Raw genomic sequence first — 13011 nt, 5'->3', positions numbered from 1 at the left:
ACATAAGGGGACTAATCATGAAGGATTAGAAAATACCAATTCAATTAAGAAAAGAAGGTAAATTAAAAGAATCCAATAAGGTTTTATTGAAACTTGTAGGCAGATATCCTAAGGATCCAATAGTTAATTATTATTGTGCTTGGAGTTTTGATGCACTGGGTTTAGAAAAAATGCAATACAATATTATGAAAAAGCCATTTCAATAGGATTACCTGATGAAGAGCTAAAGGGTGCTTATTTAGGTTTAGGAAGCACATATAGAACATTAGGTAAATATGAGAAATCAAAAAAGGTATTTGAAGAAGGATTGGTAAAATTTCCTCAAGATGAGGCAATGAAAGTTTTTTATGCAATGACTTTGTACAATTTAAAAGGGTATTCTAAAGCAATGGAAATATTGTTGTTTAGTATTGCCCAAACATCCTCAGATAGGAATATAAAAATATAAAAAAGCTATTAAATTCTATGCCGATAAACTAGATCAGATATGGTAATCTTCAATTTAACAGGTATATTTGATTGAGGGGAAGATAATGATTACAATTTGCCTGAGGAATTGTTTAGATATATTAAAAATAATATAGCTGAAAGTTAAACATTACCTAACCATTGATATTACTATTATAGAGCCTGTAGGCTCTTTTTTAATTGGATTTGGATTCATATGAAAATTAAAGTAGAATTAAGGTTATCTTAATTAAGAGTTAAGTTGATCCCTATAAAATTATAAATGATCAAAAGTAATTAATTAGGAGGGATTTGAGTGGATGAATTAATTATAGAAACAAAGGGATTAACTAAAGATTTTGGCAAACTTGCATCAGTAAAGGATGTAAATCTTAAAGTGAGGAAAGGTGCTTTGTACGGCTTTTTAGGTCCAAATGGTGCTGGGAAATCCACTACTATTCGTATGCTTTTAGACCTAATGAAACCTACAAAAGGAAAAGTCTATTTATTTAACAAAGATATTGGGAGTCACCGTATGGAAATATTAAGAAAGGTAGGGGCAATGGTTGAGTCTCCTTCTTATTATGAAAATTTAACAGCCTATGAGAATTTAGAAATAATAAGAAAGATATTGCAAATAGATAAAAAGGAAATAGATAAAGCTTTAGAGATTGTAAATTTATTCAAATGGAAAAATAAAAGGGTAAAAAACTTTTCTTTGGGCATGAAACAAAGGTTAGGGATTGCCCAAGCTTTAATGGGAAATAGAGAGCTTTTAATACTAGATGAGCCTACTAATGGCCTGGACCCAGCAGGGGTAAGGGAAATTAGAAATTTAATAATTAGTCTTCCTGAAATTACAGGAGCTACTGTGCTAATTAGCAGCCATATTTTAAGTGAAATTGAATTAATAGCTGATCATGTAGGCATTATTCACAGGGGGAACCTATTATTTCAGGGAACTATAGAGGAATTAAAGGCAAAGGGAAATCTAGAAATTGCTATTAGAGCGCAGCCACTTTTAGAAGCAGAAAAATTTTTAAAAAGAAAGGGTTATGTTGTGGAGAATAGAGAGGGAAAGCTTTATATATCTAAGGGGAAAATAAATATAGAAGAATTAAACAAGACATTGGTATTAGAGGGCTATGGAGTTTCTCATTTAAGCGAAAATAAGAAAAACTTAGAAGAAGTCTTTTTAGAATTGACAGGGGGAATAGAGTAATGATGGAATTTTACCAACTATTGAAGGGAGAATTTCTAAAACAAAAAAAGAGTTTTCTATGGCCTATAGCCTTGTTAACACCGATTTTAGCAGGTGGACTTAGTTTTATAAATCTTTATCTCCGCTATGATTATTTCATGAGCTTAGAAGCTAATGAAGGATTAAATTCATGGAATTTATTGTTACTGCAACATCACTTTATGTGGTTTTTGTTCTTGCCCTTGGTTGTTACTATATTTGCTTCAATGGTACATTATATCGAATATAAGTCAAATAGCTGGAATAACACTTTGGCCCTTCCAGTTTCAAAGAAGAAAGTATATTTAGCTAAGTGGTTTATAGTATTTATATTAAGCAGCATAATGATACTTACCAATGGCATAGTCTTACTGATTGTAGGTAGAGCATTAGGATTTCCTGAAACAGCAGATTTTATATTAATTTCAAAATACATTATTTACCAGATGTTTGCTATTACTAGTTTAATAAGTGTTCAAAGCTTTATAAGTGCTGAAATAAGTAATACAAATATAGCATTAGCCATTGGATTTGTAGGGGTTGCGTCTTCCTTGTTTTTTGCACAGTCAGAAGGGTTATCTAAATTTATTCCTTATGCCCATACAATTTATACCTTACCAGACCCAACTATAAATACTAATATTCCAATACAATATGGTTTTAGTTTTGGGATAGCCTTTTTACTAATAGGGATTTTTTTCTTTAATAGAAAAGAAATAGGTTAGGAGTGAATTAAATGAAAGATATATTAGAAATCGAAATTTTAAAGTTAAAAAATACTAAAGTATTGTTGATTGTTATTCTAGCTCCTATATTTATGGTAGTTCAAGGGGTTATTAACTTAATCCGTTATTATGATTTATTCACAGGGAAGGGACAAAATGTTTGGGAACAACTTTATAGTCAAAGTATGATTTTTTATGCCAGTATTCTTTTTCCAATTCTAATAAGCATCGTTATGACTTTAATTGCAAGAATTGAAAATACCAATAACAGTTGGAAACATTATCTTAGTCTGCCAATAGATAAACAAAAGGTATATGGGATAAAATTTATCCTGGGATGTCTACTTGTGTTTATAAATATATTGGTCTTGATTATAAGCATGTTAGCAGCAGGAAAGATTATTGGTGTTGAAGGGAATATACCTTATAAAGTTATTTTTATAAAACCTATGGTGATGTATATAGCAGCCTTACCTATTATGGCTATTCTTTATAGTTTAAGTATTAGATTTTCCCATATGGCTATTCCTTTAGGAGTTGGCATTGGATTAACCTTACCAGCTATAATAGTAGCTAATTCTAGGTACTGGATACTTTATCCTTGGACTTATCCTATTATGGCAGCTTTAGGAGGTGATATGGAAGTTTTCAGCAAGGGAAGTATTGTATATATTGTTAGTTTCATATTGCTAACTGGTGTATTTGGCTTTGGATATAGTAGATTTATAAAAAGAGATATTGCTTAAAGAAATAAAATTTTTTAGAAATTAAAGGAAAATTATTAAGAATTATTGTATAATGGGCTTTAATAGGAGGTGGAAGTTTTGCTTGATATAGATATGACTAGCATTAGAGATAAAAAGATATTATTAGTAGATGATGAAGTTGATATTTTGAACTTATTGGAAGCTGTTCTATTAAAAGAGGATTTCAAAAATATTTATAAAGCTACTTGTGGCCATGAGGCTATCAAAATTACAAAAGAGATAAGTCCAGATATTATAGTTTTAGATATAATGATGCCAGATATTGATGGTTTTGAAGTCTGTAGGAGACTAAGGGAATTCACCCTTGTACCTATTATTTTCTTATCAGCTATGGATGAGGATGTAGATAAGCTTTTAGGATTAGGTATTGGTGGAGATGACTATATTACTAAGCCTTTTAGTCCAAAAGAAGTAGCATATCGTATTAAAGCCCATTTTAGAAGAAGTGAATATATGGCTTTAAAGCATCAACACAATGAAAAAAATATAATAACCTTTGGAAATATTGAAATTGATAGAGAAAAAGGAGAAGTTAAAAAAAGAGGTATTCCTGTAACTTTAACTGCTAAGGAGTATAATCTACTTTTATATTTAGTTCAAAATTCAAACCAGATTTTAAGTAAAAATAAAATATTAACAGAAGTATGGGGCTATGATTTCGATGGATATGACAATACATTGATGGTCCATATTAGGCATCTGCGAAAAAAGATAGAGGACGATCCGGCTAATCCAAGACATATTATAACTGCAAAGGGTTTAGGCTATAAGTTAATTATAGAGGATGAATAAAATGAAGTGGAAAATTTTATTAAGGTTTTTATTAATTCTTGTATTATCTGTTATTATTGCCTTTAATATTAATATTTTTATAGTCTATAGATTTTTTCTAGCAGATGACTACTCTGAAGGAGAATGGAATCAGCTAGGTAACTTCTCCTTAACCTTTGACCAATATATTTTTGAAGAAGATGGTAACCCTACAGTAACAAAGAAAGGAATTAGAGAACTTAATCTTAAAAATGGATGGATTCAGATTTTAGATGAAGAAGGATATGAAGTTTATAGTTGGAATAAACCAGAAAAGGCTTTAACACACTATACTCCCAGCGAAATGGTTTTTTATAATATTTATACTGGTGCCATAGATAACTATACGACTTTTGCAGGTACAGCTGAAATAAATAATTATAAATGGAGCTATATTATAGGTTTTCCTATGGATAAGGTAGCTAAATATAACTTTATCTATTCGCCAGAAAAAATAAAGTCAAATATCTTTGAAGTATTGATTTACTTATTTATAGTTCCAATTATAGTATTAATAGTAATGGGATATATTTTTGGAAGGAATATAACTAATCCTATCATAGAAATAGTTAGTGGTATAGGTCAATTATCAAAGGGAGAGTATGGTAAAAGATATATTGAAAAAGGTCTATACAAAGAAGTCTACAGTAGTCTTAATAATCTATCTAATATATTGAGTATGAATGAAATTGAAAGGAAGAACATGGAAAAGATGAGAGAAGAATGGATTCATAATCTATCCCACGATTTAAAAACTCCTCTAGCTTCCATTAAAGGTTATGGAGAATTAATGGCCGATGAAGAATATATTTTAAGCCAGGATGAAATAGAGGAATATTCCCATATAATTAAAGAAAAGGCTGAATATATGGAGAAATTACTTGAGGATTTGAAGCTAACTCAGGTTTTAAAAAGAGGCTTAATACCCATAAATCACAAAAAGGAGGATCTTGTAGAAGTCATAAGAGATATTACTATTGATGTATTAAATAATCCTAACTATCAGGAAAGGAGAATACTCTTTAATCCAAAAAAAGAAAAGATTATTTTCTTCTTTGATAGATCCCTGTTGCAAAGGGCATTTACCAATCTTATTTATAATTCTATAGTTCATAATGATGAGGATACGGAAATTATTATTACAATGGATAGAAAGGATAAAATCTATATTCAAATAGAAGATAGTGGCAAAGGGATTTCCAAGGAAGATTTAGATAATTTGTTTGAAAAGTATTACAGGGGAACAAACACAGGTGAAAGTCATAAAGGTTCAGGGCTAGGTATGGCTATTGCTAAACAGATAATCGAAGTTCATAATGGAGAAATAGAAGTAGAAAGCACTTTAGGAGTAGGAACGAAGATAAATATTATATTTCCGTTAACAACATAAACCTCAAGGTCAGATTTTTAGTCTGACCTTTTCCCCTAATAAAGCCTACATATAACCCCACAAGCCATTCTCTTCCCAGCATTCCCAGCAGGTTGCGTCCTATAATCATCAGGATTCTGATGAATTATTACCGACTTTCCAATAACATCTCTAGGTTTAAACTTATCTGTAAAAAAGCTCATCCTAGCATAACCATTGTTTGAAAATATTACAGGAAAATCTCCTGCGTGGTTTCCGTGGGGCTGATTAGTGGGATTATAATGTTCTCCAGCAGTTTGGAAAGGATTTTCAGAATCTGTAATTTCACAAATACCAAATTCATGTATATGGAATCCAAAAGGGCCTATAGGTTGTTTTTCATCCTGGGCAGGTTGATATAGGGGTAGTCCCCAAACTTCTAAATATACTTCAGTTCCCCCTGCCACATCATCAAAAAATATGTTACCATATATATTAGGGGCCAGATTTCCGCCTAATATTTTAGCGTAAGCGGTAATTTTGTTTTGATAATTCATATTGACTCCTCCCTTCAAGTATATTCTATGCAGAAGGGATCAATTAGGTGTAGCATAATACTGGAGGCGATAAGATGAACAGTAAATTAGGATTAGTTCTTGAAGGTGGTGGCATGAGAGGGGCCTACACTTCAGGGGTTTTAGGTGCTTTTATGGATGAAGGCATTAAATTTCCTTATATTATAGGAGTGTCTGCTGGGGCTAATAATGGTGCTAACTTTGTAGCTGAACAAAGAGAAAGGAATAAAAAGGTTTTTGTAGATTATGTGTCACATAAAGATTACTCAGGATTTAGACATTTAATTAGGGGAAAAAGCTATTTTAATATGGAATTCTTATTTGATACTTTACCCAATCAGTTAGCACCCTTTGATTATCAAACTTTTTTTGATTCTCCAACAATATTTAAAGTTTGTGTCACCGATGTTGAAACAGGGTGCCCTAAATATTTTGAAAAAGGGCAAGCTAAAGGCAATAGTAAGGAATTTATGAATAAAATATTGAGAGCTTCTAGTAGTTTGCCAGTTATTTCACCGCCAGTTGTAATAAATGGAAAGCTTTATTTTGATGGTGGAATTACCGATTCCATCCCTTTAGAAAAATCCATTGAAGATGGGAATAAATACAACGTGGTAATACTTACTAGAAATAAAGGTTATCTAAAGAAAGAACAAAAATTAGGGGTCTATTCAAAACATTATTTAAGTAAATATCCAAAAATATTAGATGCTATCAAACAAAGACATATTAAATATAATATTACTTTAGAAAAAATTGAAAACTTAGAAAGAGAAGGCTATGTATTTATCTTTAGGCCAGTTGCTCCATTGATAGTTGATAGATTAGAAAAGGATTCATCTAAATTAGAGGATCTTTATAATCAAGGCTATAAGGAAACATTAGCGAAGATGAATGATTTTAGAAAATGGTTAGAAAAAGTTTCTAAGGATTAAAGATTCATACCCCATTCCTACTGGTCGTATATATTTAATATAGGCCATTAGAAATGGGGGGATAAGATGGTCATCAACACAGAATCTGTAAAACTGTTGATTAAGATATTGGAGAAGGATTTTTTAGATGAATATCTATATGATACTTTCATAAGAACAAAGGGAGTAAAAGGATTTTTAGATCATCAAAACAGTCTTGGACAAAGGGGTGTAGAGGCTCATATAAAAGAAGAGTTAAAAACGGTTGTAGAGGATGAATGCTATGAAGATTTATATGAATTTTATAAACTGAAAAACAGTCTAAAACAATTAAAGCTGGATATTCAATATATAAATGATAATAGCCACCAAATTATTCAAAGGGCCTTAAAAAAAGTTTATAAAATAGTTCCAAAAGATATACCCATTAGATCAAATATCTATTTATATTGTGGAGGAATTGATGGTGGATTTACCATTAATAGGAAAAACGTATTTATTAATTATGGTAAATATCTTGGCAAAAAAGAAGAATTTATTAAAATACTAAGCCATGAAATGTATCATAGTAGAAAACTTCCTATAGAGAATAGGGCCCTATTATTACTTCGGTTAATTTCAAGGGAAAACAGGCTTTTGTTTGAAATTATCGGTAAAATAATTGAAGAGGGAATAGCATGCCTTGTACAGCATGGCCCTAAACTAGAAAAGGATGATTTGACAGGAAACTTAACTAAACGATCCCTCTTACTTGCTAGAGATGAATTTGATCTTATGAACAATATTATAATAGACATTAAATCGAGCAAAACTAATAATCCTAACAGCAAGCATTTAAACATCTATGTAATAGGATATATGATTGTGAGCTACGTTTATAGGGAAAAAGGAGTGTTTATTTTAGATGATTGGACAGTAAATTTGAATTTTAGAAGGATAATTAAAGAATATATAGAATTATGTAGTAGAAAAGAAATTTCATCGGGTTTCAATAATGGGGTTTTAGAGTGGATTATTAAATAAGAGGGGGAATCAATATGATGAAAGAAATATTTAAAAAATATAGAAAGAATTTTAGTAAATTTTTAATTTGTTTTGTTTTGTCTGTAATTATAGGGTTAATATCTAAATTGAAACTGCCCTCTACTAACGCTTCTGGAATAGGTCAAAAGTTTAATTTTGAATCTTTTTTAGCATAGATCTTCTGAAGGTTATATTTATTTCATTGATCGAAATATACATAACTGCTTATGGGTTAACTATAATACGACATATTTTATTAGAAAATCCAATTGACCAAAACGAAGCTTTTTCCAATGCCTTCTCCTATTATTCAAGATTGTTGATTTTTAATCTGATATTTATTGGCATAACAATCATTGTTATTTTATTATCAATAGTCTCAGTTCTGTTAGCACCATATAACCTTGCTTTGCTGGCTTTTAATACCATATTTTTTCTTATTGCTGCTATCGTTTTATCAATATTTTTAGGAACAATACAAAATTATATGGTATATTATGATGATAATATAAGCTTTTCGATAGAACAGGGTATAAAAATAGGGAAAAGATATTTTTTTAAAATTTTAGGATTGCTATTAATTGCAACAATACTGGGAGGTATTGTAAGTAGTAAAATATTTAAAACCAATATCATAACCTTGTCCTTAGGCATATTAATTGCTACCATATATTCAATTTATCTAAATATTTATATTATGAATTTATGTAAAAATTGGGGACGGGTTAATTAATGGTGATATAATATTTATAATAAACTCGGAAGAGGTGATGCTATTTTGATGAATTTATTCAAAAAAAACAAACCAATTGATATTCTATCTCCTATGTCAGGTAAAATCGTTCCATTAGAGGAAGTAGATGATAAAGCTTTTTCTGAAAGAAGGTTAGGAGAAGGCATAGCAATCAAAATTACCGATGGGAAGGTAATAGCGCCTTTTGATGGCGAGATAACTAGCACCTATAAGTCTAACCATTGCGTCGTTATTAGGTCTAAAGAGGGTATTGAACTATTAATTCACGTAGGCTTAGAAACCATTAAATTAAAAGGGGAAGGATTTACTCAACATGTAGCATTAATGCAGGAAGTAAAACAAGGAGATGTGATTTTAGAAGCGGATTTAGAATTGTTAAAAGAAAAAGGAAAATCTTTGATGTCACCAATAATAATTACCAATATGGGCAGAGTAGAATCCATTGAAAAAGTGGAAGGGAATGTAGAAAAAGGTCTATCAAAGATAATGACTGTGACCTTGAAGAAAAGCAAATATTAATACTAATAGTGATAATAGGGCAAGGAATTCGATTTCTTGTCCTATTATTTTAACAAGGATGAAAAAATATTTCAAAACAAAAATAATATGTTGAAAAATATTTTCATATATATTATAATGAAAATAATAAAAGAATTGGAGCTGGTTTTAGTGGATAATACAATTTTTACGAAAATGAAACAAGGGCTGGAGAGCTTCAGGCCTTCTGAGAAAAAAATAGCAAGATATATTCTAAATAATTCTAGAGAAGCGATAAACTTATCCATTTCAGAAATGGCAAAAAAAAGCAATACAAGTGAAGCAAGTGTAGTTAGATTTTGTAAGACATTAGGGTTAGGTGGTTATCAAGATTTAAAGATAGCTTTATCTTTAAACACAGTACAGGATTCTAAAGAAGAAAAAATACTTCATGAGATAATAAATGTAGATGATTCACCTAAAACAATATTAAATAAATTATCTGCAGGCAGTATACAGGCAATCCAGGATACTTGTAACTTAGTAAATATTCATAGTTTGAGTGAAGCTATTGAAGTAATTAATCAATGTGAAAAAATACATCTTTTTGGAATTGGAGCTTCATCTATTGTGGCTCTTGATGCTCAATACAAATTTGCTAGGATAAATATTCCTTCCATTATGTTTATGGATCACCATATTCAGATAACATCTGCGGTACATTTAAATGAGAGAGATGTAGCCATAGGGATTTCAAATTCAGGTAGAACTATGGAAGTGATTGAAGGTCTAAAGACGGCAAAAGAGAGAGGTGCTACTACCATAGCAATAACCCAATACGGTAAGTCGCCTATCCAAGATGTTTCTGACATTGTATTATTTACTGCCAGTGTAGAAAACAATTTTAGGAGCGGTGCTATGGCTTCTAGAATTGCACAGTTATTGGTTATAGATAGCCTTTTTATAGGAGTTGCATGTAAACGTTATGATGAAGTTATAGAATATTTAAAAATTACAAGAGAAGCATTAGAAGATAAGAGATATAAATAGGAGGCGGAAATGAATTTAATAACAGAAAAGTCTAATATGAAATCAAAAGGGATAGACAAAAAACCAATACTAGAAGTATTGAAGATTATGAATGAGGAGGATAAACTTGTAGCTTATGCAGTAGAAAAGGAGTTACCAAATATAGCAAAGGCTGTAGAAAAGATAATTGAATCTTTCAAAGTAGAAGGTAGATTGATATATATCGGAGCAGGAACTAGTGGCAGACTAGGTATACTTGATGCTTCGGAATGTCCGCCTACTTTTAGCACAGATAAGGATCAAGTTATTGGGATAATTGCAGGAGGAATGAAAGCAGTAACTGAAGCAATTGAAGGAGCTGAAGATAATTCAGCTGCTGGAAAAGAAGATTTAGAAAAAATGGGTTTAACAAAAAAGGATGTAGTTGTAGGAATAACAGCCAATGGAAATACTCCCTATGTTTTGGGAGCAATGGAATATGCTAATGCTATAGGGGCTACAACTGTTGGTTTATCTTGTAATCAGGATAGCAAAATTAATAAAATAACCAATATATCTATTACACCAATTGTTGGACCAGAAGTAATTACAGGTTCTACCAGATTAAAGGCAGGAACTGCACAAAAAATGGTTTTAAACATGCTATCAACTGCTTCTATGATTGGAATAGGAAAGGTATATAATAATTTAATGGTGGACTTAAATCCTTCCAATATTAAATTAATGGATAGAGCAAAGAGAATAATTATAGAGGCTACAGGAATTGAAGAAAAAGAAGCTGAGAGATATTTAGACATTTCCAAAAATAAACCAAAAGTTGCTATAGTGATGATAGAAGCAAAGTGTAGTTATGAAGAGGCAGTTGAACGCCTTGAAAAATGTGGTGGCTCTATATATAAGGCTATTGAAACAGATGATTTAACTAAATAGCTAGTACTTAGCACTAAATTTAAATAAATCATTAACTATTATTTATTGTAGCACCAAATGTTAAAAGTCCTTTACTTATCCATATATTGTATTGTTATTATACAATAATATTTTCAAGAATCAGGGGGCTTTTTTGGTTATGTGAAGGACTTATATAGAAACTTCGAAAGGGGTGAACTGGGAGTATTTTAACAATAAAAGGAGGTATTAAAAGTGACTGATAAAATTAGCAGAATTTCATCGGAAATAATTAGAAATGTAGGTGGAGAAAAAAACATTCTTAGTTTTGAAAACTGTATGACAAGACTAAGAATTACCCTTAAAGACAAATCTTTATTTAAGAAAGAATCTTTGGAAAAAGTAGATGGAGTAATGGGAATTGTAGATTCAGGGAATCAAATTCAAGTAGTTGTAGGACCGGGAGTTGCATCAAAAGTATCAGATAAAATCAGGGCAACTACTTCCATATCCGTCAAAGACGTTGTTGAATTTGGTGATGCAGCTGCAGTAAAAAAACAGGTAAAAGACAAATATAAAGCAGCACCAAGTGATACTCTGAAGAAAATCTCAGATATATTTATTCCCTTAATTCCAGCATTTATTGGTTCTGGATTAATAATGGGAATTAACAATATTCTTATGAAAACAACCAATATAAATCCAAATTTTACTGGATTATTAGGAGTTTTTTCAGGGGCAGTATTTGGATATATGGCAATAATGGTTGGAATGAATGCAGCTAGAGTATTTGGAGGTTCTCCAGCTATCGGAGGCTTAATGGCAGGGATTACAATTTCTCCAGGTTTAGCAGGATTAACAATGTTTGGAAGAGAGTTAGTACCAGGAAGAGGCGGAATTATTGCTGTGTTATTAGTTGTATGGTTTGCTTCAATGGTTGAAAGAAGGTTGAGAAAGGTTATTCATGAATCAGTAGAATTAATATTAACACCATTATTAACTGTATTAATTTCAGGATTTGTTGCAGTAATCATATTACAACCCATAGGCGGAGCCATTTCTGATGGAATTGGAATGGCAGTTACTGGGGCTATAGAAAAAGGCGGAGTTTTAACTGGAGCAATATTAGGTGGAACATTTTTACCTTTAGTTATGACAGGGCTACATCAAGGTTTAACTCCTATTCATGCAGATTTGTTGCAAAATACAGGTGTAACAACATTATTGCCAATTCTTGCAATGGCTGGTGCTGGACAAGTTGGCGCAAGCTTTGCAGTATACTTTAAGACAAAAAATGAAAGGCTAAAGAAAACAATTAAGAGTGCATTACCTGTTGGAATACTTGGGGTTGGTGAACCATTAATTTATGGTGTAACTTTACCATTAGGTAAACCTTTCCTTGGGGCTTGCATAGGCGGGGCAGTAGGTGGAGCTATCGTAGCGCCATTCAAAGCAGGTGCTATGGGGATGGGCATATCTGGTTTACCTTTAGCAATTCTTATTGAACAAGGTCATGTACTACATTATCTATTGGGCATTGTCGGTGCTTATATTGGTGGATTTGTTGCCACATATTTAATAGGTTTCAAAGATCCGGTAGATTAATATATCATAACACAAGGTGTAGTATTGCACCTTGTGTTTGTGCCAAAGGGGTGATTTGCTTGATAGGAATTTCTGTTTATGCAGGTATGGAAAATAGTATAGAAGAAATATTAGAATATATGGAAAAAGCTTATAATTTAGGTATAACCTTACTATTTACATCTGCTCATATACCAGAAGTAAAAGAAAGTTTCACGAGGGATTTTGAAACGGTGTTAAGTTTAAGTACAAAACTTGGATATACCACTATTGTAGATATTTCTAAGGGATACTACGACCAATTAGAACTTAATAAATATAAAATCGATTATATAAGGTTGGACTATGGATTTACAATAGAAGAAGCTGCATATATGACACAAAAATACGCTTTTGGAATATCTATAAACGCTACAACCTTTGATAGAAA

Annotated in this window: 15 protein-coding genes and 1 pseudogene; 15 read left to right on the top strand and 1 reads right to left on the bottom strand. The window is 31.3% G+C overall.

Annotated elements, in window-relative coordinates; translation table 11 throughout:
* Positions 1-166 precede the first annotated feature (166 nt).
* From CUL_RS20230 to CUL_RS0112415, 6 genes and pseudogenes are all read left to right on the top strand, one after another.
* Positions 167-448: pseudogene (locus CUL_RS20230) on the top strand (tetratricopeptide repeat protein); the annotation flags it as partial.
* 315 nt (positions 449-763) lie between these two features.
* Entirely contained in the window at positions 764-1669 is a 906-nt protein-coding gene (locus CUL_RS0112435) for an ABC transporter ATP-binding protein (RefSeq protein WP_025642018.1), read from the top strand.
* Entirely contained in the window at positions 1669-2412 is a 744-nt protein-coding gene (locus tag CUL_RS0112430) for an ABC transporter permease (RefSeq protein WP_005584974.1), read from the top strand. Before CUL_RS0112435 ends, CUL_RS0112430 begins: the two co-directional genes overlap by 1 nt.
* An 11-nt stretch (positions 2413-2423) precedes the next feature.
* Positions 2424-3158, top strand: a complete 735-nt coding sequence (locus CUL_RS0112425) for an ABC transporter permease (protein ID WP_005584975.1) — start codon at positions 2424-2426, stop codon at positions 3156-3158.
* 78 nt (positions 3159-3236) lie between these two features.
* A complete protein-coding gene (locus CUL_RS0112420) occupies positions 3237-3971 on the top strand; it encodes a response regulator transcription factor (protein WP_236616474.1) in 735 nt (244 codons plus the stop codon).
* 1 nt (position 3972) lies between these two features.
* Positions 3973-5379 (top strand): sensor histidine kinase, encoded by a 1407-nt coding sequence (locus CUL_RS0112415; protein ID WP_005583297.1) that lies wholly within the window; start codon positions 3973-3975, stop codon positions 5377-5379.
* Positions 5380-5414: 35 nt separating this feature from the next.
* Here CUL_RS0112415 and CUL_RS0112410 read toward each other — a convergent pair whose 3' ends face one another.
* Positions 5415-5894, bottom strand: coding sequence for a superoxide dismutase family protein (locus CUL_RS0112410; protein ID WP_005583298.1), 480 nt, complete (start codon positions 5892-5894; stop codon positions 5415-5417).
* A 74-nt stretch (positions 5895-5968) separates the two neighbouring features.
* Between CUL_RS0112410 and CUL_RS0112405 the strand changes: the two genes are divergently transcribed.
* The 9 genes from CUL_RS0112405 to CUL_RS17375 all read left to right on the top strand — a co-directional run.
* Positions 5969-6847: a patatin-like phospholipase family protein gene (locus tag CUL_RS0112405; RefSeq protein WP_025642015.1), complete on the top strand. Its 879-nt coding sequence runs from the start codon at positions 5969-5971 to the stop codon at positions 6845-6847.
* 66 nt (positions 6848-6913) lie between these two features.
* Positions 6914-7849, top strand: a complete 936-nt coding sequence (locus tag CUL_RS0112400; protein WP_025642014.1) for a DUF5700 domain-containing putative Zn-dependent protease — start codon at positions 6914-6916, stop codon at positions 7847-7849.
* A 14-nt stretch (positions 7850-7863) separates the two neighbouring features.
* Entirely contained in the window at positions 7864-8025 is a 162-nt protein-coding gene (locus CUL_RS18975) for a hypothetical protein (RefSeq protein ID WP_157752663.1), read from the top strand.
* A 26-nt stretch (positions 8026-8051) separates the two neighbouring features.
* A complete protein-coding gene (locus CUL_RS0112390; protein WP_005583302.1) occupies positions 8052-8582 on the top strand; it encodes a hypothetical protein in 531 nt (176 codons plus the stop codon).
* A gap of 48 nt (positions 8583-8630) precedes the next feature.
* On the top strand, positions 8631-9122 hold the full coding sequence (locus CUL_RS0112385; RefSeq protein ID WP_035143228.1) for a PTS sugar transporter subunit IIA: 492 nt from the start codon (positions 8631-8633) through the stop codon (positions 9120-9122).
* Between the two features lie 150 nt (positions 9123-9272).
* A complete protein-coding gene (locus tag CUL_RS0112380; protein WP_025642013.1) occupies positions 9273-10130 on the top strand; it encodes a MurR/RpiR family transcriptional regulator in 858 nt (285 codons plus the stop codon).
* 9 nt (positions 10131-10139) lie between these two features.
* On the top strand, positions 10140-11039 hold the full coding sequence (murQ, locus tag CUL_RS0112375; RefSeq protein ID WP_005583306.1) for an N-acetylmuramic acid 6-phosphate etherase: 900 nt from the start codon (positions 10140-10142) through the stop codon (positions 11037-11039).
* A gap of 213 nt (positions 11040-11252) precedes the next feature.
* The gene (locus CUL_RS0112370) at positions 11253-12602 is read left to right on the top strand and encodes a PTS transporter subunit EIIC (protein WP_005583307.1); all 1350 of its coding nucleotides are present in this window, start codon (positions 11253-11255) and stop codon (positions 12600-12602) included.
* Between the two features lie 59 nt (positions 12603-12661).
* A partial coding sequence (locus CUL_RS17375; protein ID WP_035143227.1) for a MupG family TIM beta-alpha barrel fold protein occupies positions 12662-13011 on the top strand: 350 nt, incomplete at its 3' end.

The sequence above is a fragment of the [Clostridium] ultunense DSM 10521 genome, assembly GCF_000511955.1.
Classification (GTDB): domain Bacteria; phylum Bacillota; class Clostridia; order Tissierellales; family Tepidimicrobiaceae; genus Schnuerera; species Schnuerera ultunensis.
This window is presented reverse-complemented; position numbering and strand designations above follow the sequence as displayed.

Coding starts and splice junctions, on each gene's coding strand:
- CUL_RS0112430 (WP_005584974.1), top strand. CDS start 1,669: ATGATGGAATTTTACCAACTATTGAAGGGAGAATTTCTAAAACAAAAA.
- CUL_RS0112425 (WP_005584975.1), top strand. CDS start 2,424: ATGAAAGATATATTAGAAATCGAAATTTTAAAGTTAAAAAATACTAAA.
- CUL_RS0112415 (WP_005583297.1), top strand. CDS start 3,973: ATGAAGTGGAAAATTTTATTAAGGTTTTTATTAATTCTTGTATTATCT.
- CUL_RS0112410 (WP_005583298.1), bottom strand. CDS start 5,894: ATGAATTATCAAAACAAAATTACCGCTTACGCTAAAATATTAGGCGGA.
- CUL_RS0112405 (WP_025642015.1), top strand. CDS start 5,969: ATGAACAGTAAATTAGGATTAGTTCTTGAAGGTGGTGGCATGAGAGGG.
- CUL_RS0112400 (WP_025642014.1), top strand. CDS start 6,914: ATGGTCATCAACACAGAATCTGTAAAACTGTTGATTAAGATATTGGAG.
- CUL_RS18975 (WP_157752663.1), top strand. CDS start 7,864: ATGATGAAAGAAATATTTAAAAAATATAGAAAGAATTTTAGTAAATTT.
- CUL_RS0112385 (WP_035143228.1), top strand. CDS start 8,631: ATGAATTTATTCAAAAAAAACAAACCAATTGATATTCTATCTCCTATG.
- murQ (WP_005583306.1), top strand. CDS start 10,140: ATGAATTTAATAACAGAAAAGTCTAATATGAAATCAAAAGGGATAGAC.